The organism is Parasedimentitalea huanghaiensis (genome assembly GCF_009753675.1).
GTDB classification, from domain to species: Bacteria; Pseudomonadota; Alphaproteobacteria; order Rhodobacterales; family Rhodobacteraceae; genus Parasedimentitalea; species Parasedimentitalea huanghaiensis.
Map to the genome: position 1 here is coordinate 204,021 of NZ_WQLV01000007.1, position 19,367 is coordinate 223,387.

At 56.3% G+C, this 19,367-nt stretch carries 21 protein-coding genes; 7 read left to right on the forward strand and 14 right to left on the reverse strand.

The genetic code is table 11. The annotated features are described in order from the left end of the window. Window positions 1–8: 8 nt before the first annotated feature. From GO984_RS13185 to GO984_RS13210, 6 genes are all read left to right on the forward strand, one after another. The gene (locus GO984_RS13185) at window positions 9–989 is read left to right on the forward strand and encodes a type II secretion system F family protein (RefSeq protein WP_342448087.1); all 981 of its coding nucleotides are present in this window, start codon (window positions 9–11) and stop codon (window positions 987–989) included. Window positions 990–992: 3 nt separating this feature from the next. Continuing rightward, window positions 993–1,577, forward strand: a complete 585-nt coding sequence (locus GO984_RS13190; RefSeq protein ID WP_157022981.1) for a tetratricopeptide repeat protein — start codon at window positions 993–995, stop codon at window positions 1,575–1,577. Window positions 1,578–1,605: 28 nt separating this feature from the next. Further along, on the forward strand, window positions 1,606–2,454 hold the full coding sequence (locus GO984_RS13195; protein WP_157022982.1) for a tetratricopeptide repeat protein: 849 nt from the start codon (window positions 1,606–1,608) through the stop codon (window positions 2,452–2,454). 6 nt (window positions 2,455–2,460) lie between these two features. Continuing rightward, window positions 2,461–2,958, forward strand: coding sequence for a prepilin peptidase (locus GO984_RS13200; RefSeq protein ID WP_138164708.1), 498 nt, complete (start codon window positions 2,461–2,463; stop codon window positions 2,956–2,958). 177 nt (window positions 2,959–3,135) lie between these two features. Continuing rightward, the gene (locus GO984_RS13205) at window positions 3,136–4,443 is read left to right on the forward strand and encodes a P-loop NTPase family protein (RefSeq protein ID WP_157022983.1); all 1,308 of its coding nucleotides are present in this window, start codon (window positions 3,136–3,138) and stop codon (window positions 4,441–4,443) included. Between the two features lie 82 nt (window positions 4,444–4,525). Next, a complete protein-coding gene (locus GO984_RS13210; RefSeq protein WP_157022984.1) occupies window positions 4,526–4,948 on the forward strand; it encodes a PaaI family thioesterase in 423 nt (140 codons plus the stop codon). Between the two features lie 3 nt (window positions 4,949–4,951). Here GO984_RS13210 and GO984_RS13215 read toward each other — a convergent pair whose 3' ends face one another. Next, window positions 4,952–5,698 (reverse strand): LytTR family DNA-binding domain-containing protein, encoded by a 747-nt coding sequence (locus GO984_RS13215; RefSeq protein ID WP_157022985.1) that lies wholly within the window; start codon window positions 5,696–5,698, stop codon window positions 4,952–4,954. 114 nt (window positions 5,699–5,812) lie between these two features. On the opposite strand from GO984_RS13215, the gene GO984_RS13220 reads away from it, so the two are divergent. After that, the gene (locus GO984_RS13220; protein ID WP_157022986.1) at window positions 5,813–6,211 is read left to right on the forward strand and encodes a DUF2306 domain-containing protein; all 399 of its coding nucleotides are present in this window, start codon (window positions 5,813–5,815) and stop codon (window positions 6,209–6,211) included. Window positions 6,212–6,291: 80 nt separating this feature from the next. Here GO984_RS13220 and folD read toward each other — a convergent pair whose 3' ends face one another. The 13 genes from folD to tolQ all read right to left on the reverse strand — a co-directional run bounded on the left by folD (window position 6,292) and on the right by tolQ (window position 19,267). Then, window positions 6,292–7,191 (reverse strand): bifunctional methylenetetrahydrofolate dehydrogenase/methenyltetrahydrofolate cyclohydrolase FolD, encoded by a 900-nt coding sequence (gene folD, locus GO984_RS13225; protein ID WP_157022987.1) that lies wholly within the window; start codon window positions 7,189–7,191, stop codon window positions 6,292–6,294. A gap of 39 nt (window positions 7,192–7,230) precedes the next feature. Beyond that, window positions 7,231–7,536, reverse strand: a complete 306-nt coding sequence (locus GO984_RS13230; RefSeq protein ID WP_157022988.1) for a chorismate mutase — start codon at window positions 7,534–7,536, stop codon at window positions 7,231–7,233. 57 nt (window positions 7,537–7,593) lie between these two features. Then, window positions 7,594–9,270, reverse strand: a complete 1,677-nt coding sequence (locus GO984_RS13235; protein ID WP_157022989.1) for a formate--tetrahydrofolate ligase — start codon at window positions 9,268–9,270, stop codon at window positions 7,594–7,596. 179 nt (window positions 9,271–9,449) lie between these two features. After that, a complete protein-coding gene (locus GO984_RS13240; protein WP_157022990.1) occupies window positions 9,450–10,025 on the reverse strand; it encodes an MOSC domain-containing protein in 576 nt (191 codons plus the stop codon). A 50-nt stretch (window positions 10,026–10,075) separates the two neighbouring features. Beyond that, window positions 10,076–10,855, reverse strand: coding sequence for a methyltransferase domain-containing protein (locus GO984_RS13245; protein ID WP_167740326.1), 780 nt, complete (start codon window positions 10,853–10,855; stop codon window positions 10,076–10,078). A gap of 113 nt (window positions 10,856–10,968) precedes the next feature. Further along, window positions 10,969–12,888, reverse strand: a complete 1,920-nt coding sequence (gene ftsH / locus GO984_RS13250) for an ATP-dependent zinc metalloprotease FtsH (RefSeq protein ID WP_157022992.1) — start codon at window positions 12,886–12,888, stop codon at window positions 10,969–10,971. Window positions 12,889–12,965: 77 nt separating this feature from the next. Beyond that, window positions 12,966–14,171, reverse strand: coding sequence for a tRNA lysidine(34) synthetase TilS (tilS, locus tag GO984_RS13255; RefSeq protein WP_245231103.1), 1,206 nt, complete (start codon window positions 14,169–14,171; stop codon window positions 12,966–12,968). Window positions 14,172–14,221: 50 nt separating this feature from the next. Continuing rightward, a complete protein-coding gene (ybgF, locus tag GO984_RS13260) occupies window positions 14,222–15,037 on the reverse strand; it encodes a tol-pal system protein YbgF (RefSeq protein WP_425339653.1) in 816 nt (271 codons plus the stop codon). Between the two features lie 3 nt (window positions 15,038–15,040). Beyond that, window positions 15,041–15,538 carry a peptidoglycan-associated lipoprotein Pal gene (gene pal, locus GO984_RS13265; RefSeq protein ID WP_138164581.1) on the reverse strand — a complete coding sequence of 166 codons (498 nt, stop codon included), beginning with the start codon at window positions 15,536–15,538 and terminating at the stop codon, window positions 15,041–15,043. 82 nt (window positions 15,539–15,620) lie between these two features. Then, a complete protein-coding gene (tolB, locus tag GO984_RS13270; protein WP_157022995.1) occupies window positions 15,621–16,949 on the reverse strand; it encodes a Tol-Pal system beta propeller repeat protein TolB in 1,329 nt (442 codons plus the stop codon). Next, window positions 16,946–18,073 carry an energy transducer TonB gene (locus GO984_RS13275; RefSeq protein WP_157022996.1) on the reverse strand — a complete coding sequence of 376 codons (1,128 nt, stop codon included), beginning with the start codon at window positions 18,071–18,073 and terminating at the stop codon, window positions 16,946–16,948. The genes tolB and GO984_RS13275 overlap by 4 nt, the downstream gene beginning before the upstream one ends. Before the next feature lie 12 nt (window positions 18,074–18,085). Then, window positions 18,086–18,568: a protein TolR gene (gene tolR / locus GO984_RS13280; protein ID WP_157022997.1), complete on the reverse strand. Its 483-nt coding sequence runs from the start codon at window positions 18,566–18,568 to the stop codon at window positions 18,086–18,088. 3 nt (window positions 18,569–18,571) lie between these two features. Then, window positions 18,572–19,267 carry a protein TolQ gene (gene tolQ, locus GO984_RS13285; RefSeq protein ID WP_138164585.1) on the reverse strand — a complete coding sequence of 232 codons (696 nt, stop codon included), beginning with the start codon at window positions 19,265–19,267 and terminating at the stop codon, window positions 18,572–18,574. Window positions 19,268–19,367 lie beyond the last annotated feature (100 nt).

The window sequence follows — 19,367 nt, forward strand, 5'->3', positions numbered from 1 at the left end:
CAAACACCGTGGAATTTCTCACAAGTATCAACGCCCAGATTACCAACCAACTGGGTGACTTTGGACCTCTTTTGGTGGTGGGGCTGCTGGGTCTGTTCATGATCCTGCTGACCATCCCGCTACTGTTGAACCAACGCGAAGACCCGTTGAAAAAGTTGAAAAAGCGCAACAATCCGGACGCTGGCTCAAAACCCAAGAAAGAACGGCTTCGTCAGGGCAACCGCAACGAACAATTGCAAAAATTTGCGAACTTCCTGGAACCGCAAGACGCCGAAGAGCTTTCCGCGATGGAGCTCAAACTCCGTCAGGCGGGGTATCAGTCCAAGGATTCTGTTCGCTTTTTCCACTTTGCCCAGTTTGCATTGGGCATCATCGGACTGATTGCGGGCTTGTTTTTTGTTTACGTTCTGAACGCCGATATCGAATTTGACGGGCAACAGATGATGATCCGTATTATCGGCCCCGGTGGCGCTGGCTATATGTTGCCAAAGTACTGGGTCACCCGCCGGATCGCCGAGCGCAAAGAGAACATTACAGCCGGTTTCCCCGATGCACTTGACCTGATGCTGGTCTGCGTCGAGGCGGGCCAGTCTCTGGATCAGGCCATCGTGCGCGTTGCCAAAGAGCTGCACGCCTCATACCCCGATCTGGCCGAAGAATTTGATGTCGTCGCTTACGAAATGAAAGCAGGTAAGGACAAAGACAAGGTATTGCGCGATATGGCCACCCGCTGTGGAGTTCAGGATCTATCGTCCTTCGTTACCGTGATGATCCAATCGGCCACCTTCGGCACCTCGATCGCTGATGCGTTGCGCGTCTATGCTGCTGAAATGCGTGACAAACGCGTTATGCGAGCAGAAGAGGCCGCAAACAAGTTGCCAACAAAAATGACCCTTGCCACAATGGGACTGACACTACCGCCGCTGCTGATCATTCTGGTTGGCCCTTCAATGAAAGCGATCGGTAACCTTGGTAATATGAGCAACTAATAGATGACTTCAAAAGATGGGGCTTCGCCCGCATCGCTTCGCAAGATCTTGATTGCCATCACCGCCAGTGCGGTGGTGGCCTCTTGCGGTTCAACCACTCCGGACCCCAGCAACCCCTGGGCTCCGGGTGTAGATCTTAATAAAGAAGCCGAAGATGGACTGGAAGTCGGCCATAGAATGATGACCGCAGGTCAGTACGAACTTGCCCTTGATGCGTTCACCCGCGCGGCATTGGAGCATGGAATGACCGGCGAAGTTCTCTCCAGCATGGGCTCAGCCAACCTGGGGCTGGGTCGCCTTGGTCAGGCAGAAAGCCTGTTGCGACGCGCGGTCAAGGAAGAGCCGGACTGGCCCGAGGCGATGAACAATTTGGGGGTCGTTCTGATGGAACAGGGCAATTACGCCGAGGCAGAGCAGTTTTTGCGCCGCGCTTATGCCCTGGATAATGGCGAAAGTGACCCAATCCGCGAGAATCTGCGCTTGGCCCTCGCAAATTTGGAAAATTCTGCTAATACTACTGGACAAAACCAAGACTATGAATTGGTGCAACGTGGTGGGGGCAATTTCCTGATCCGTACGACGCCATGAACAAGGCAGAGCAGTAAAGGACGCAAAAATGCGCCAAGTATTTCTTGTATCGGCATGTCTGGCTGGTGGACTATTCCTGTCTGCCTGCGCCAAAGATGATCCAGCGAGTGTCGAACGGGCGTTTCAGGACGTCAACGTGGTTGATGAAACCGACCTGAATGACGTCATGTTAAGTGCCGCTGACCCCAACGAGGCGGTCAGCTATTTCACCAGATCATTGCAGGGCAATACCAACCGTATCGACCTGCAACGAGGTCTCGCCATATCTCTGGTCCGCGCCAAGCGGAACACCGAAGCTGTCTCAGCCTGGAAAAAGGTCAATTCTCTGGACGGCGCGACCAACGACGACAAGGTAGATCTGGCTGATGCCCTGATCCGCAACGGCGATTGGAAAGCCGCCAAAGCCGCATTGGACGACGTTCCCCCAACCCACGAGACCTTCAAACGTTATCGGCTAGAGGCGATGGTTGCGGATGCCAATAAAGAATGGAAAAGGGCCGACAGCTTCTATGAAATCGCGGTTTCGCTGACCACCCGTCCAGCGGGCGTCATGAACAACTGGGGCTATTCCAAACTGACCCGCGGCGATTATACTGATGCTGAACGTCTGTTTGGCGAAGCCATCCGTCAGGATCAGGCGCTATTCACAGCCAAAAACAATCTGGTGCTGGCCCGTGGCGCACAACGCAATTACACGCTGCCTGTGATCCCAATGGGACAGATCGAACGGGCGCAGCTCTTGCATACCTTGGCGCTGACCGCGATCAAACAGGGTGATGTTTCAACCGGCGAAGGTCTGCTGCGTGACGCAATCAGCACCCACCCGCAGCATTTTGAAGAAGCTGTGCGCAGTCTGCGTGCACTGGAAAGCGCCTAATACATGCTGGCAATTCCGGCCCATGTTGCTCTGTGGTTCCTGCCATTTGTGCTGCCCATCTGTTACACCATTATGCTCACCGATCTACGTGGCATGCGGATACCAAACTGGGCAGTAGACCTTACTGCGGTAATTTTTATCGTAGTGGGGCCATTTTTGATGTCCTGGACCGACTATGGCTGGCAGCTTCTGCATCTTCCAATTGGTGTTGGCCTCGGGTTCTTGTTCTACAGTGCAGGCATGATTGGCGCCGGAGATGGGAAATTTGCAGGCGCAGCCGCGCCTCTTGTGGCCTTTGCTGATCTCAGGATCATCTTGCTGATATTTACCGCAAATTTGCTGGCCAGCTTTGTCACGCACAGGATTGCCAAGCACACTCCACTGCGCCGCTTGGCCCCCGATTGGAAAAGCTGGGACGTCGGCCAAAGCAAATTCCCCATGGGCCTGTGCCTGGGCGGAACACTGGCAATCTATCTGATCCTTGGGGCGCTCTACGGCAGCTAATACGATCCAGTTGCCTAAATCCCGAGAGACTTAACGCAGCTTGCGCATCGCACAATCGCTGAATTGCTACAGCTTTGCCCCGCTCGTGCCACAGTGCTGAATAAACTGTTCCCAAACGACACCTCTCAACTTTGTTGAGCGTGCCGCGATACAGTGACCAGATACAGGCCTCGACCAATGAACATGCAGACTTCCCACGTGACGGCCCCGCCTGCCCCAAAGGGCATGGAACAAATGCAGCTACCGCTGGTGATGATGCGTGACATCCTGCTGAAAACCATCTTCCGCAAAAATGTCGATATGGTCAGCGAAATAGCCGAGGCCATCTGTCTGCCAATGTCGGTCACCCAAGAGCTGGTGGATATTGCCCGCGAGCAAAGGCTGTTGGAAGCGACCGGCACCTTGAACGCCAACAGCGGAAATGAAATGGGCTATCAGCTGACCGACGCCGGTAAGGCCCGCGCGCTGGATGCCCTTGCCCAGTCCGAGTATTTTGGCGCTATGCCGGTGCCGCTGGATGTCTACCGCGAACAGGTCAAACGCCAGTCGATCCGCAATATCCAGGTCAATCGCAAACAGTTGACCAATGCCATGGGCCATCTGGTTCTTCCGGATAGCCTGCTGGACCACCTCGGCCCCGCCGTCAGCGCGGGTCGTTCGATCCTGATGTATGGCCCACCCGGCAATGGTAAGTCCTCTATCTCAAACGGTATTCGCGATGCCTTGGGCGATCAGGTCTACGTGCCACGGGCTATCGAATATGCCGGTCAGGTGATCACCGTCTATGACCCGATTGTTCATACCGCTGTGGAGCAGGTAGAGGACGATCCCAATGCCCTACGCCGCACCCGCCGCTTTGACAGCCGTTACGTCTGCTGCGAGCGCCCAACCGTGGTCACCGGCGGTGAACTGACCCTTTCGATGCTGGATCTGGTCTATAACCCAACCGCACGCACCTATCAGGCCCCCCTACAGCTAAAGGCAACCGGCGGCATTTTCATCGTTGATGACTTGGGACGACAGGCCGAACCTCCACAGGCCCTGATCAACCGCTGGATTGTTCCGCTGGAAGAAAGCAAAGATATCCTGGCTCTCCAATCGGGTGAGAAATTTGAGGTGCCGTTTGATACCCTTGTGATCTTCTCGACCAACTATCACCCCAACGAGATCTTTGATCAGGCGGCCCTGCGTCGGATTTTCTTCAAGATCAAGATCGACGGCCCAAGTCAGGAAAACTTCCTGAAAATCTTTGCCCTCGTCGCCCGAAAAAAGGGTTTGTCGCTGGATGAGGCTACACTGGTGCATCTTCTTAAAAACAAATACCCAACGATCGAAAACACCTACGCAAACTATCAGCCAGTGTTCCTGATCGACCAGATGATCGCCATCTGCGAATTTGAGGGCATCCCAAATCAGATGTCCCCGGACCTGATTGACCGCGCCTGGGCCAACATGTTCGTCAACGACGAAGTGATCGTGAAGTAGGCGCGTAAAACAGCGCAACGTCAGTCACCCTCCCGCCATCAATACCTCTATGCTGCTCCCAACCTCAAACTGGAGCCGCTAAATGACCGATATCGAAACCCGCATCCGCGACAGCTTTGCCCGGCAAAGCATGATGCAAACCCTCGGTGCAGAAATAGACGAGGTCAGTGAAGGTAAGGTCGTCATAACCGCCCCCATCCTGCCCTCTAGCCGCCAGCAACATGATGTTGCTCATGCTGCGCTCAGTTTTGCCATCGGCGACACCGCCGCCGGCTATGCCGCCTTGACCAAGATGCCTGATGATCAGGAAGTGATGACCGCCGAGATCAAGATCAACTTGCTAGCGCCGGGGGCTGGTGACTATCTGCGTGCAACCGGGCGTGTCATCAAACCCGGCCGCCGGCTGGTTGTCGTCACAGCCGAGGTCCACGCCATCACAGAGAGTTCTGAAAAGCTGATCGCAATTCTTCAGGGCACCATGGTCCCAGTTGCAAAGCAGGGTTAAGGTCTAGATCAAACCTGCCTGCTTTGCCGCCGCGCGAAAACTACGGCTTACCGGGACTTCACTTTCGTCCGCCATCAGCAACATGTCTCGCCCGTTCTGGCTTCGGGCGTGGCGCACCGCACCCTTCGCCACCCAGTGCGACCGGTGCACACGTTGGCCCGCACCAGAGCCCAATCGCTCGACCACATCGCCAAACCTGAGCAACAAAAGCTCTTGCCCGGCCTCTGTCACAACCAGAGTGTAGTGATCCTGCGCCTCCAACCGAACAAGGGCCCCACGTTTCTCGACGGCAAGTCTACCCATCAGCCAGTCGTCGGTTCGCGGTTCTGGTTGAGGCGCGTTTTGGACCGCTGTTGGCCCAGAGGACAAGAGCAACAAAATGCCCTCAACCCCCAGGGCAACAATCAGTATTACACTGAAAAGAAACCCAAACGCCGCCCAACTGGCTGCAACACCAAAGCAGATCTTATTGATCCAGACAATCATCACCCCAAGAACCGCAGCATAGGGCAGATGCGACGCCAGCCGCCATTGCCAGGCCCAGTCCCATCCCCCCAACAGGCGGCGCAGCGCCTCCAGTCCCATGGACAGGCCCAGCACCAGCGCCCAATAGCCCAGACGCGGGCCAAGGGGCATCAGCTCAAACGTACCAAATGGCCCAAGGGTACTGGCCAAAAGTACAAACAGCAGCCAGGCCACTCCCCAGCGCAGCCAAGCAAATTGCCAAATTTCACGAAGCGTCAGTGACATGTACGGTTTTACCCTGTTATTCGCGCAGTGTTTCCTGCCATTCACGTATCCCGCTTTGCACTGTCTGAGGTCAAGCCTGCATAGCTTTTGAAGCTATTCACCAGGACACGTCCCATGCATCTCACCCCACTGTTGTCGGCTTCTAGTGTTATCCAGATACACACCCTCGCCGCCCTGACACTTCTTCCCTTAACCGTAACGATTTTCTCTCTACCGCGCGGCGACAGGCGTCATCGCTGGCTGGGATGGTGCTGGGTTGTACTGATGACAACCGTAGCTGTGTCCAGCCTTGCCATTCACCAGGTCCAGTTGATCGGCCGTTTCAGCCCCATTCACATTCTATCGGCCCTTGCACTTGTTGGCTTGGCTCAGGCCGTAACCGCCGCACGACGCAAAGATGTCCTGCGTCACAGACGCACCATGGTGAGCATGACGTGGGGCGCCTTGGTCGTGGCTGGGCTGTTCACGCTGCTCCCGGGACGCATTCTGTTCCAGGTCCTCACTGGTGGCTAACAACAAAGGCGGCCCTCACGAGCCGCCCTTGTTTCTTTTTGCCTTAAATACTCAAATCCGGCATCACCATTGGCGCAGGATCAGGCGGTCAGCCCCTCCGGCTCAGCCAAGCCATTGGCGCGGCAGCAGGCCGTGACCGTATTGGCCAGAAGGCAGGCAATGGTCATTGGACCAACCCCGCCCGGCACCGGCGTGATGGCGCTGGCGACCTCGGCTACCTCGGCGAAATCGACATCTCCCAGCAGCTTCGTCTTACCGGGTTTTTCTGGATGTGGGATGCGGGTGATGCCAACGTCGATCACTGTGGCGCCGGGCTTCACCCAATCCCTTTTGACCATCTCGGCCCGGCCAACGGCCGCAACCAGAATATCAGCGTCGCGACAAACTGCGGCTAAGTCCTGTGTGCGCGAATGTGCGATGGTCACAGTACAGTTTTGCTGCAGCAAAAGCTGGGCCATCGGCTTACCAAACAAGTTCGAACGTCCGATCACCACAGCATTTTTGCCCGACATGTTACCCACTTGATCACGCAGCAGCATCAGGCAACCCAACGGAGTACAGGACACAAGGCCCTTTTCCCCACTTGCCAGCAGACCCGCGTTCACCACGCTCAACCCGTCCACGTCCTTCGACGGATCAATACGGGCCACCACGCGGCGTTCATCCAGATGGTCTGGCACTGGGAATTGGCAAAGGATGCCATGCACCTTCGGGTCCGCGTTCAGCTCATCGATCAGCGCAAACAGGTCTTCTTCGGAGGTATCCGCAGGCAGCTTGTGCTCGAACGAAGCCATACCAGCCTCGACCGTGCTCTTGTGTTTGGCCGCGACATAGACCTCGGACGCCGGGTCCATGCCCACCAGAACCACAGCCAGACCAGGCGTAATGCCATTCTCTTCTTTCAGGCGGGCAACATGTCCTGCCACTTTTTCACGCACGGTGGCGGCAAAGGCCTTACCGTCAATAATACTTGCTGCCATTGTTCTTTCCCTTTCCCCCGAGCTTTGAAAGAAGCCCGTTCAAATTTCCCGTATGACCCGCGCTTCTCGCGCAATTGACCAGTCAATCAGGTGCCGCCACAGTGTGTCCACCAGCTCCGGGTCCAGCCCTTCATCACCAGCTGCGTCGCGTACCTTGCTGACCACATCTTCTACCCGCTGTGGTATACGTGCTGGCAAACCGTTAATTTGCTTTAGCGCAATTGCCCGGTCGATATAAGCCGCCCGTTCACGCAACAGCGAAACCAGTGTGGCATCCAGCTTGTCGATTTCTGCCCGCACGGCGCTCATGTCCATGCATGCTTGAGGTGAAGTCAATTGGGTCATGTCTCAAACTCCTGCGGCCCGGGGATCCCCCGGGCCGCAGAAAGCGTATTTTGCAACTTAGAACAAGCCTTCGATCTCGCCTGTCTCATTCAGGCAAATACTTTTGGCTGCTGGATTACGTGGCAGGCCGGGCATAGTCATGATGTCACCACAGACCACGACGATGAACCCAGCGCCCGCCGACAGGCGCACTTCGCGAACCGGCACCGAATGGCCAACTGGCGCGCCACGCAGGGTCGGATCAGTCGAGAACGAGTACTGCGTTTTGGCCATACAGACCGGCAGATTTCCGTAGCCCTGCTCTTCCCATTCATGCAACTGCTTGCGGATCTTGGCATCAGCCAGAACTTCGTCAGCGCGGTAAATACGCTTGGCGACGGTTTCGATCTTTTCAAACAGTGGCATCTCGTCCGGATAGATCGGTGCAAAGTTGGCCGCATCGGCATCAGCGATTTCAGCGACACGGGTTGCCAGGTCTGCAGATCCTTCGGACCCCAGCTCCCAGTGACGCGACAAGATTGCTTCAGAGCCCTGCTCAACCACAAAGTCCTTGATCGCCTGAACTTCGGCATCGGTGTCCGTGACAAAGTGGTTGATCGCGACAACAACCGGAACACCAAAGCTCTTGAGGTTCTCGATGTGACGACCAAGGTTGGCACAACCCGACTGCACTGCGCCAACATTTTCGGTGCCCAGATCGGCCTTGGCTACACCACCGTTCATCTTCATCGCGCGCACAGTCGCAACCAGAACCACCACCGATGGGGCCAGTCCGGCCTTGCGGCACTTGATGTTCATGAACTTTTCGGCACCTAAGTCAGCACCAAAACCAGCTTCGGTGACAACATAGTCCGCTACTTTCAGCGCAGTCTTGGTTGCGATGACCGAGTTACAGCCGTGTGCGATGTTGGCAAATGGACCACCGTGAACAAACGCCGGGTTGTTTTCCAGCGTCTGCACCAGGTTTGGTTGCATCGCATCTTTCAGCAGCACGGTCATGGCACCATCAGCTTCGATGTCGCGGCAATAAACCGGAGTGCGATCACGGCGATAAGCAACAATGATGTCGCCCAGACGTTTTTGCAGGTCTTCCAGGTTGTTGGCCAGGCACAGGATCGCCATCACTTCGGAGGCCACAGTGATGTCAAAACCGGTTTCGCGTGGGAAACCGTTGGCCACACCGCCCAAAGACGCAGTGATCTGGCGCAGCGCGCGGTCGTTCATGTCAACCACACGACGCCAAGCCACACGACGAGTGTCGATTTCCAGCGCATTGCCCCAATAGATGTGGTTGTCGATCATGGCTGACAGCAGCGAATGGGCCGAGGTGATCGCGTGGAAGTCACCGGTGAAGTGCAGGTTCATGTCCTCCATCGGAACAACCTGTGCGTAACCGCCACCCGCAGCGCCACCCTTCATGCCAAAGTTCGGACCCAAGGACGCCTCGCGGATACAAACCATGGCGTTTTTGCCAATGCGGTTCAGACCGTCACCCAGACCAACGGTGGTCGTGGTCTTGCCTTCACCAGCTGGAGTTGGGTTGATCGCAGTCACCAGAATCAGCTTGCCGTCAGCGCGGTCCTGAACCGAATTGATGAACGACTGGCCGACTTTTGCCTTGTCGTGGCCATAAGGAACTAGGTCAGCACTGGCGATGCCCAGCTTTTCACCAATTTCCTGGATGGGACGCTTTTGCGCTTCACGCGCAATTTCGATATCGCTTTTGTAGCTCATGACCCTGACCCTTGATCTCAAGTGTTGAAACTTTTTGCGGCAGTTTTGCCGACGCTAATCAAGCCATAGCTGGCTCAGCGTCATTTCAGCATGTGATTTCCGACATTTTCAGGACGCGAAGCGGCGTCTGTTCCGCGACGAGTTTCGAATTAGATACCCCGCAAAAACACCTATTCCATTTATGGCGCCCAAGCGCGCTGATCTGGAATAAAAAGTCGCAGCGGCTGGCCAACGGTCAATTTTCCAGGCCGTTCAACCCAAGCCGTGATTCCCCTGCGGTTCTTTGCAGCGGGCTTAAATTTCGGACCAAATCCTGCGTGATCTTTTTCAATTTCCTTGGCTGGAAAAATGCAGGGTCGGTTTTCCGTATCTGTAACCACAGTCACCCCATCTGGCCCCTGCAGTCGTGACGCTGGTGGCACAAAGGTAAAATCCGGAATACCGCGCACCACAATCGACACGCCCAAATGCGCCGGGTCCACTTTCTCCATGCCCATGTCAGCGGCGATCAATGCCAGCTCCTCTTCTGACAAGATGCTCAGTTGTCGTACGTTGCGAATTTCAGTTCCCTGAGGATAAAGGTTCTTCACCCGCACACAGGACTCGCGATTGACACCTGCATGCCGTGCACCGGCATCGCCCTCAAACCCTAGATCCATAGTTGAAACTGGTTTGGCTCTTAATCCGTCATTTGCAGCAACGTGCCCGAGCCATGTAATCACACCCTGAAATTCGGTTTCGATCAACGTTGGCATGTCTTTTCCCCTAGCGCGCTCTGGTTTTCAGTTTTGCCAACACGCCCGTTCTATGTCGGAATGTCCAGCTTGAAAAAGAGCCGACGGAAAGAAAACAAAACTGATCCATCAGGCTTGCGTGGGTAAACCGTTTCGATTTCAGCATCATAAAGCTCAATCAGGTGTTTTTGCTCGGCCTGCTGCAATGTGGCTAGCACGGGCCTCGCAAACGTTGACTCTGTGAACCTGCGAACGGGATGCCCTTCATCAGCCGATGGCAGGTGTTGCAGATAGTCCGTTTCCCAAACATCAACACTGCCAAATTGTGAAAGTAACGCATGGTACTCTGTCGCTTTCAGGATCCCCGGCCCCGACTGCGCATCGAAACGCCCGGGGTAATGGCGATCAACCAGATCATGCCACAACTGGTGTGATGGCGCTTGGTTCTGATTGGGCAGTTGAACCGCAAGAATTCCGCCTGCTGGCAGCATTGCCACCAACCTTGGCAGCAACGCATCATGATCGGGTAGCCAGTGAAGAACTGCGTTGCAAAAAATAAGAGCCGGTGAGGTCTCTGGTTCCCAGTGTGCAACATCCGCTTCGACCAGATCATCATAGATATCAAGCGCGGCTGCTTTTGCCAGCATCGCCGGGGAACTGTCTACCCCAACTAACTGTCTGCCCCGAAACCGGGTTGCCAAGATCGGCCCGACGGTCCCTGCCCCACACCCCAGATCGCATATACCGCCGTCAGGCAATGATCCGATGCGCATTAGCAGATCAAGCGCAGGTCGTAGTCGAAGCCCTGCAAACTGCCCGTACAAACCCGGCTTCCAGTCAAGCTCGCTCATTGTATCTCTCCAGACAGCGACGTAATACATTGTATACCATGGTACACAATGTATTACGTCGCTGCAAACAAAAAGGCCGCGCAGAGCGCGGCCTTTTGTGAGCTTTGCCTAATTTAGGCCGAAGGTTCTGGTTCCATGTCACCCTCGGGAGGTGACTTCTTCGGCTTGGCCTTGGGAACGGCAGTGACCGAGGTATTACCTTGATCAGCATCGTCATCTTCGTCATCGCTTGCACTGGGCAAATCGCCATTCATGACGCGTTTGATCTCTTCGCCGGTCAGCGTTTCATATTCCAGCAAACCCTGCGCCAGACGTTCAAAGCCTTCGCTGTTGTCAGTCAGGATCTTACGTGCGCGCTCATAGCCTTCATCGATCAGGCGTTTAACCTCACCTTCAATCAGCTCTTTGGTTGCAGCCGAAACAGAGAACCCGCCAGCGCCGCCATTGTTCTGATACCCGGCAGCAGCCTCTTGGTAGTCAATGTTGCCAACTTTATCAGACATGCCCCATTGCATCACCATAGCCCGCGCCAGTCCGGATGCCTGCTGGATATCACCGGCAGGACCGTTGGACACTTCGCTCTCACCATATTTGATGATTTCAGCGGCCTTGCCCGCCATCGCCATGGCCAGACGCTGGTGACATTCTTCCTTGAACATATTCAACCGGTCAAACTCTGGCAGGCTCATCACCATGCCCAGTGCACCACCACGCGGAATGATGGTCGCCTTATAAACCGGGTCACACTTGGGCAGGGAAATCCCCACAACCGCGTGGCCAGCCTCGTGATAGGCAGTCATTTCCTTTTGTTCCTGGGTCATCACCATCGATCGACGCTCGGCGCCCATCATCACCTTGTCTTTGGCACTTTCAAAGTCATCCATGGTGACAAAACGACGGCCAATACGGGCCGCCATCAGGGCGGCTTCGTTCACCAGGTTGGCTAGATCCGCACCAGAGAAACCCGGTGTACCACGCGCGATGATGCGCAGATCAACATCTGGGCCCAGCGGAGTCTTACGCGCATGCACGCCCAGGATTTTTTCGCGGCCTTTGATGTCAGGATTGCCAACAGTCACGTTCCGGTCAAAACGACCCGGACGCAGCAGGGCCGGGTCCAACACGTCTTTACGGTTGGTGGCAGCCAAGATGATCACACCTTCGTTGGCTTCAAAACCATCCATCTCAACCAGCAACTGGTTCAATGTCTGCTCACGCTCGTCGTTACCACCGCCATAACCGGCACCACGGTGGCGACCTACAGCGTCGATTTCATCGATGAACACAATACACGGCGCGTTCTTCTTCGCCTGTTCAAACATGTCGCGAACACGGGATGCACCCACACCAACAAACATCTCAACAAAGTCAGAACCCGAAATCGTAAAGAACGGAACACCCGCTTCACCAGCAATCGCTCGTGCCAACAGTGTTTTACCAGTGCCCGGAGGGCCCACCAGCAGTGCACCTTTGGGGATCTTGCCGCCCAAACGGCTGAACTTCTGCGGGTTGCGCAGGAATTCTACGATCTCTTCCAGCTCTTCCTTGGCTTCGTCGATGCCAGCAACATCGTCAAACGTCACTCGACCGTGCTTTTCGGTCAGCATCTTGGCCTTGGACTTACCAAAGCCCATGGCGCCACCTTTGCCGCCACCCTGCATCCGGTTCATGAAGTAGACCCAAACGCCGATCAGCAACAGAAACGGCAGCAGCGTCAACAAGAACGCCTGGAACCCGGATTGGGCCTGCTTTTCAGCACGGACAGGGATGTTGTTCTCGATCAGCAACTTTGTCACTTCGGCATCTGATGGCTTGATGGTGACATAGGTATTGCCGTCGGAGCCGGAGAACCGAATCTGTTCGCCGTCCAGGATGACGTTGCTCACGCCACCTCCTTCAACGGCGGTGACGAAGTCGGAAAAGGTTCTTTCCTGGCTCTGCATCGTGCTGCTCGAGCCGCTGAACATATTGAACAGGGCCAAGACCAGCAGAAACAGAATAACCCAGAAGGCGATATTACGTGCGTTGCCCAAGGCAGCTCTCCTAGTTTTCGAAGCGTGCCATTCGGCGCGCCTGCTTTGACACTAAAATAAGGATCATTCGGGCAGGTTCAATGCGATAAAAGGCTTGCATAGAACTCTTCCTCAGATTTTGCCGTTTTAGCCGTCCATTTGTTGCCCATTGCCGCCAGTGGAGCAGCCACCAATTCTTGCGCGTTCCACAGGGCTGGCGTCGTTTCAAGCACCACTCCGGGACATCCCAATTGGCGCCAGTCCGGGCAAAGCAACAGGCCCGCCTTACCCAGCGACCGCACCTCAATACCCGAGGGGTCACCACCAGACAAGAGCCAGCGATTGTCCCACAGCTGACCAGGCTGGACAGCCTCATTACCTACCGCATTCAGCTCGCGACAAATCCAGACGCGTCCCGTTCGGCCCAAAATACGGCAGCCCCCAAGCGTCAGTGAACTGCCTGAACGAACCGCTTCAAGTGCCTCGCCCATAGCCCGGCGACGCAGGGGGTAAGTCGCCCCCGAAACCCACTGCAAGGCTCGCGTCAGCACCCGATGCAGAATTTCATCTGGCAGACCGCCCAGCTTGGACTGATCCAGAACCACCGCCCCCAAAACAATCTGCGCGACGTCTCGTGCTGAGATAAAGCTATAGTGTTCAAGTGCTTCCCGTGCCGTGGCCATATTCTCTGCAACCGTCGACAAGGCAGCCGTGGACAAGCCTAATGGCTCTAACAGGTCCATTGCCTGACGGATCCGAACCCGTTCGAACCTCTGATCATGATTTGAAGGATCCTCGATCCAGGTCTGATCAAGCGCGGTGAGATAGTCGCGCAACTGCGCCCGTGTCACCGCCAGTAAGGGGCGAAGCAGGGTTACCTTCTCCAATTGGCGACGGACAGGAATTGCCGACAACCCATCGACCCCAGCAGATCGCGCCAGCCGCATCAACACGGTTTCCGCCTGATCATCTGCGGTATGCCCCAGCGCCAGAACCGGGATGTCATTGCGGCTGGCCCATGCCTCCAACAGTTGGTATCGCGCTTGTCGTGCCTGGTCTTGCAGGTTGCCATCGCCCTGCCAGCCCTGCCATTGCAAAACTTCGTGATCAACGCCCAGTTTGGTGGCCATCTCGGAGACCTGCTGCGCTTCCTGCGCTGAATCCGCGCGCAGCCCATGATCGACGGTTGCGGCCAGTATTTCGACATCTTGCCCCTGAAAGCACTGCATCAGGATATGCAGCAGAGCCATCGAATCGCCCCCGCCTGACAAGGCGACCCCCAAACGGCGAGGCAGCGGCGTCATAAAATGACCCCGCACCTCCGATAGTAAATTCATATTCTGCATCTCTTAGGTCAAGAACAGCCTAGGCTCGCCCTCTCCTGCTCGGCTGCAGGAACAATCTCCGATTCGGGAAACCGGGCCTTGATCTCGGACAGTGTGATACAAGCTTGGCTGGTTTGACCCAAATTCCTAAGCGTGTAGCCAAGCTCAAGCAGCGCTTGTGGCGCCATCGGCCCAGTGGGACTGGCACTAAAGGCAGCCAGGAATGCATGTCCTGCCTCTTTGGTGACGCCCAATCCGTTTAGTGACTTGCCGCGGTTAAAGTGGGCCTCAACGGCCAGCGGGCTGCCGGGATAGGTCACATTGAAGCTGGCAAACCGCGCTGCCGCATCCTGATAGTTTTCTTCAGTCAGTGCTGCCATGGCAGCGTCAAAGTCAGCCCGCTCACCCAGTGCCAGCTCGCCCGAGGTATCAATGGTGCTCTCTCCAGTGGTTGGAAGCGTTTCGATGCCGCCGCCCAGTGTCGAAGTTTCACCAAGCTGGCTGATATCGCCGCCTTCCAGCTCGACCAGTCTGAATTCCAGATCCCCAATACGGTTGGTGCCATCCGTCACCACGCTGTTGATCCGGTGTTCCAGCTGCTCCGTCTGAGAGGTCAGGCCCTGCAAAGCATTCTCAATGGCGCCAACCCGGTCCAACACCGTGTTGCCACCCAGATTGGTGGCAGGCGCCCCTGTGGTCGACAACTCGCGTTTCAAGCGCTGGATTTCGACATGCAGAACCGTGAGTTCCTGGCGGATATCTGCCAGAGTTTGCTGATCCTGTGCCCGCAGGCCAGCAGGAAAGAAGCTAACAGCCGCAACAGCAGCAAGAACATAAAGACGCATCATTTACCCCGTCAGCCCACCAGCCAGAATAGTCACAGCCCGGCGGTTTTTCGAATAGCAGCTTTCATCCGAACAGATTTCAAGCGGGCGCTCTTTGCCATAGGTCAGAACCTTGATGCGGCTCCCGGCGACACCGCGCGACACCAGATACTCGCGCGCGGAATTGGCGCGGCGTGCTCCGAGGGCAAGGTTATACTCGCGGGTCCCCTGCTCGTCTGCATGGCCTTCGATGGTGGCATTGTAATCGGTATTGGCCAGCAACCAGTTGGCCTGCGCCAGCAGAATGCCCTGAGCCTCGGTTGTCAGCCCGGACTCATTCACCACAAACAGCACCCGGTCGCCAATTTCCTGCTGGAAATAGGCCGGGCTGGTCTGGTCCGCGACACCTGCCGCGCCACCTGAATTCAGGTCTGTTGTATTGCTGTTATCCCAGGCCGCGTTGGTACAGGCCGAAAGACCCAGTGCCGAAATAACCAGAATTGCTTTTGTTAAACCACTCATGATGTCAGCCTCATGCTGTTACTCTATATTTCGTTGACCCTATCACAGGCTATTTTGCCTTGCCATGGGGCTGATCTGCTTCTTACTTCTGCAAGGGCGACCATGCTGGGTCCGAGGCCCCATCTGGGGTTCGCACCGGTTTTAGGTTCCGCCCCGAGATATCCACCGAATACAGCAAGGCCCGCCCGTTGGCGCCCTGAGTTTCACGGGTGAACATGATCACCCGCCCATTTGGAGACCAGGTCGGCCCTTCATCCAGGAACGAGGCCGTCAACAGCCGTTCTTCTCCGCCATCCGTGCGCATCACGCCAATGTGGAACCGTCCTTTGTTCTGTTTGGTAAAGGCGAGCAGATCGCCGCGCGGTGACCAAACCGGGGTGCCATAGCGCCCTTTACCGTGACTGATCCGGCGTGCATCCCCGCCGGTTGCGGCCATAACATATAGTTGCTGGCTGCCCGAGCGATCACTTTCAAAGACGATCTGGCTACCATCTGGTGAAAAGGACGGCGCTGTTTCGATGGACGGCGCATTGGTCAACCGTGTACGCTTGCCGCTGGCGATATCCATTGTGAAGAGATCAGTATTGCCGCCCTGCGACTGCGAGTACACAACGGTGCGACCATCTGGGGAAAACCGCGGCGCAAAGCTCATGATCCCATCATCCGTAGACAGAACCCGTCGTTTCACCTGCCCCACATCCATCACATGGATCTGCGGAAAGCCACTTTCATAGCTGGTATAGAGCACCCGGTCACCGGTTGGTGAGAACCGCGGTGCCAGCACGATAGAGGCGCTGTTGGTCAGGTATTGAACATTGGCTCCATCGTAATCCATGATCGCCAACCGCTTACGCCGGTCGTTCTTGGGCCCATTTTCTGAGACATAGACAACCCGGCTGTCGAAGTACCCGCCCTCACCGGTAATTCTGGTGTAGATCGAATCCGCAACTTTATGGGCCATTCTGCGCCAGCCTTCGGTGGTGCCGGTGAATTGCAATCCGCCGCCATCCAACTCTTTGTCGGCAAACACATCATATCCGCGAAAACGCACTGTCAGCCGATTGCCATTGACGCTAACCGCCCCGGTGATCAGGGCCTGCGCATTCACAGCCTTCCAATCGGCATATTGCACCGGCGCGTTAAAATCTGTGACTTTGGATATATGCGCCGAGGCTGGGATTTCGCGAAACAACCCGGTGCCGCTCAGGTCGGAGGCAATCACCTGTGCAATCTGCGTCGACAACTCCGCTGCAGCGGCGGTTTCGGGGACAAAGCTGGGCACCGCGTAGGGCAGCGGTTCAATCACCCCGTCGGTGATTTCAATTCGCAAAGGCCCGTTTTGCGCTACAACGGCTCCAGCTGGAGCCATAAGCGTTGCCGCCAGCAGAACACCCGTCAGAAAAGTCCTCATTTGATCCGCATCCTTTCCGGATTGAACGTCATTTCAATATCGCGCCATTGACCATATTTTTCAGGGGGAAGTTGGAACCCCTTTGCCCCACAGCGAATAATCGCCCGTCGTGCAGCCTCGTATGCTTGTTTTGCGGCAGTCCCAGACCCGCCAGTGCTCGACAACATTCGGATCGTGCCAATGTCCGGCTTGCTTTCCTGGCTGAGGGAGAAACCAACCACAACGGTGGTCCGCAACGCTTCGCTCGACAGAGAGCCAACATTCCAGCAATTTGAAACCGCAATCCGAAACCCTGTCAGCTCGACATCCGTCAAAGGTGGCCCTGAGGGCTCGGGTGCAATCACATCCGCACCACCAGACAGGGCCTCGGCCAGAGCATCAGCAACCGCATCACTGGTTTCTTCTTGCGGCTGTTCAGGTGGTGTTTCCTGGGTCGCTGTTTCAACCGGCGGCTCGGGTGGTGTTGGCCGTCTGGGCCGCGTTTTGGGGCGCAGCGATTGGCTCGGCGCAGCGCTAACCGCCTCGTCCTGCACTTCGGCTTCGGTCACAATACGATCATTTGCAGCTTCGGGCGCAGTTGCTTCCTGCACGTCTTGTTGGGTCTCCGAGCCTTCATCTGGCACAATTTCCGGCTGCACAACGTCATCCACAGCCGTATCCGGCGCAGGCGGCGCAATTGGAACAGGGGCAACGCGGTCAGCAGGTTGTGCTGGCTGAGCCTCAGCTGTTTCAGGCAGTAGCGCAGGAATATCCGGCAGCGCAGGCGGCTCCGGGGCTTGCGGCACTGGGTCGGGGGTTGGTTCGGGCTCCGGCCGATCCACAACCTCGGGATCTGGCGCGGGGGGGGCAATGGGTTCCGGGGGCAAGGCCTCTGGTTCGACATCGCTCTGCGGTGTTAGCTCTGGTGCTGGCGCATCCTGCTGCGGCACAGTCAGGGCAGCCAGGTCATCTGCAATTTCAGGTGCGGTGTGCTGCTGGCTTAGCAGTGCAAATTCAGCCGTGCTGATCACCGAGACTTCCTGCACCTGAAACGGCAATGGCTCAGACGGAAACCAGGCGCCAAACACCACCCATCCCATCAGCCCGACATGGGCCGTCAGAGATATTTTGGTCCCGGTTTGCAAGGTACTGCTCCGCTATTGCCCGGCCGTAGCCGGATCAGCCAATTCAGGCCCGCCAATATCCGTGACCAACCCGACGTTCGAAAAACCACCGGCGTTCAACGCGCCCATGACTTTCATGACCTGCTCATATGGTAGCCCACCATCCGCCCTTAGAAACACCCGATCCGATGAGCGCTCAGCCGCGATCGCACGCAGCTTGCCCACCAGATCAGCCCGCGACACTGGTGTTGTCATGATCTGCACTTCACCCGCCAATGTCAGGGTCACCGTCAACGGCTCCTCCTGATCTCCCGGAAGGGCACTGGCGGCTGTCTTGGGTAACTCCACGGGAACACCAACAGTCATCAACGGTGCGGCAACCATGAAGATGATCAACAGGACCAGCATGACGTCCACAAACGGTGTCACGTTGATTTCAGCCATAGGCTGCGCACGGCCCCGGCGACGGCCCCGACGACGGCCACCGTCTGAGGATTGCTGTACTGCGGCCCCCATAACTCAGGAATCCAGCTGGCGGCTAAGGATGGTTGCAAACTCGTCAGCAAAGGCTTCATAGCCGCCAAGGATACGATCGCAATCCGCGCTCAACTTGTTGTAAAAAATCACGGCTGGAATGGCTGCAAGCAGGCCCAGACCCGTGGCCATCAGTGCCTCTGCAATGCCCGGCGCCACAACGGCCAGGTTGGAATTCTGTTGCTCCGCAATCTCGATGAACGCGGTCATGATACCCCAGACGGTCCCAAACAAACCTACAAAAGGTGCGGTGGATCCGACCGTTGCCAAAATCGGCAGGCCTTTTTGCAGCGCTTCGGCTTCTTTGGCGATGGCCACATCCATAGATCTGTCGATCCGGGCCTGTGCACCTGCGATCAAGCCACCATCTGTCCGGTGGCTGCGCCGCCATTCCGTCATACCAGAGGCAAAAATCTTCTTTGAGGCCTCTTCGGGCTGTGCCCCGATCTGCTCAAACAATCCATCAAGTGGCTCACCTGACCAGAACGCCTGATCAAACTGATCCGCGCCGCTTCGGGCCAGACGGTACGAGATGTGTTTTTGGATAATGATGGCCCAGGACCAGATCGAGGCCCCGATCAACATCACCATCACCAGTTTCACGGTAAGTGTGGCCCGCGCGAATAGCCCCCACATAGAGAAATCAATCTCCTGTGCCAACGCCAGAGTGTCTGCTTCCATTAGCCTGCTCGCTCATGTTGTGGCCAGTTTTCTGACCTTATCTTGCCGCAAGCTAGCCTAGATTTGTGGTAAAATCCATTCAAACAGACGTTAACGCCCA

Excerpts from the sequence above, each read along its gene's own strand:
- GO984_RS13190 (WP_157022981.1), top strand. The coding sequence starts at position 993 with ATGACTTCAAAAGATGGGGCTTCGCCCGCATCGCTTCGCAAGATCTTG.
- GO984_RS13195 (WP_157022982.1), top strand. The coding sequence starts at position 1,606 with ATGCGCCAAGTATTTCTTGTATCGGCATGTCTGGCTGGTGGACTATTC.
- GO984_RS13205 (WP_157022983.1), top strand. The coding sequence starts at position 3,136 with ATGAACATGCAGACTTCCCACGTGACGGCCCCGCCTGCCCCAAAGGGC.
- GO984_RS13210 (WP_157022984.1), top strand. The coding sequence starts at position 4,526 with ATGACCGATATCGAAACCCGCATCCGCGACAGCTTTGCCCGGCAAAGC.
- GO984_RS13215 (WP_157022985.1), bottom strand. The coding sequence starts at position 5,698 with ATGTCACTGACGCTTCGTGAAATTTGGCAATTTGCTTGGCTGCGCTGG.
- GO984_RS13220 (WP_157022986.1), top strand. The coding sequence starts at position 5,813 with ATGCATCTCACCCCACTGTTGTCGGCTTCTAGTGTTATCCAGATACAC.
- folD (WP_157022987.1), bottom strand. The coding sequence starts at position 7,191 with ATGGCAGCAAGTATTATTGACGGTAAGGCCTTTGCCGCCACCGTGCGT.
- GO984_RS13230 (WP_157022988.1), bottom strand. The coding sequence starts at position 7,536 with ATGACCCAATTGACTTCACCTCAAGCATGCATGGACATGAGCGCCGTG.
- GO984_RS13235 (WP_157022989.1), bottom strand. The coding sequence starts at position 9,270 with ATGAGCTACAAAAGCGATATCGAAATTGCGCGTGAAGCGCAAAAGCGT.
- GO984_RS13240 (WP_157022990.1), bottom strand. The coding sequence starts at position 10,025 with ATGCCAACGTTGATCGAAACCGAATTTCAGGGTGTGATTACATGGCTC.
- GO984_RS13245 (WP_167740326.1), bottom strand. The coding sequence starts at position 10,855 with ATGAGCGAGCTTGACTGGAAGCCGGGTTTGTACGGGCAGTTTGCAGGG.
- tilS (WP_245231103.1), bottom strand. The coding sequence starts at position 14,171 with ATGACGCCGCTGCCTCGCCGTTTGGGGGTCGCCTTGTCAGGCGGGGGC.
- ybgF (WP_425339653.1), bottom strand. The coding sequence starts at position 15,037 with ATGCGTCTTTATGTTCTTGCTGCTGTTGCGGCTGTTAGCTTCTTTCCT.
- pal (WP_138164581.1), bottom strand. The coding sequence starts at position 15,538 with ATGAGTGGTTTAACAAAAGCAATTCTGGTTATTTCGGCACTGGGTCTT.
- tolB (WP_157022995.1), bottom strand. The coding sequence starts at position 16,949 with ATGAGGACTTTTCTGACGGGTGTTCTGCTGGCGGCAACGCTTATGGCT.
- tolR (WP_157022997.1), bottom strand. The coding sequence starts at position 18,568 with ATGGGGGCCGCAGTACAGCAATCCTCAGACGGTGGCCGTCGTCGGGGC.
- tolQ (WP_138164585.1), bottom strand. The coding sequence starts at position 19,267 with ATGGAAGCAGACACTCTGGCGTTGGCACAGGAGATTGATTTCTCTATG.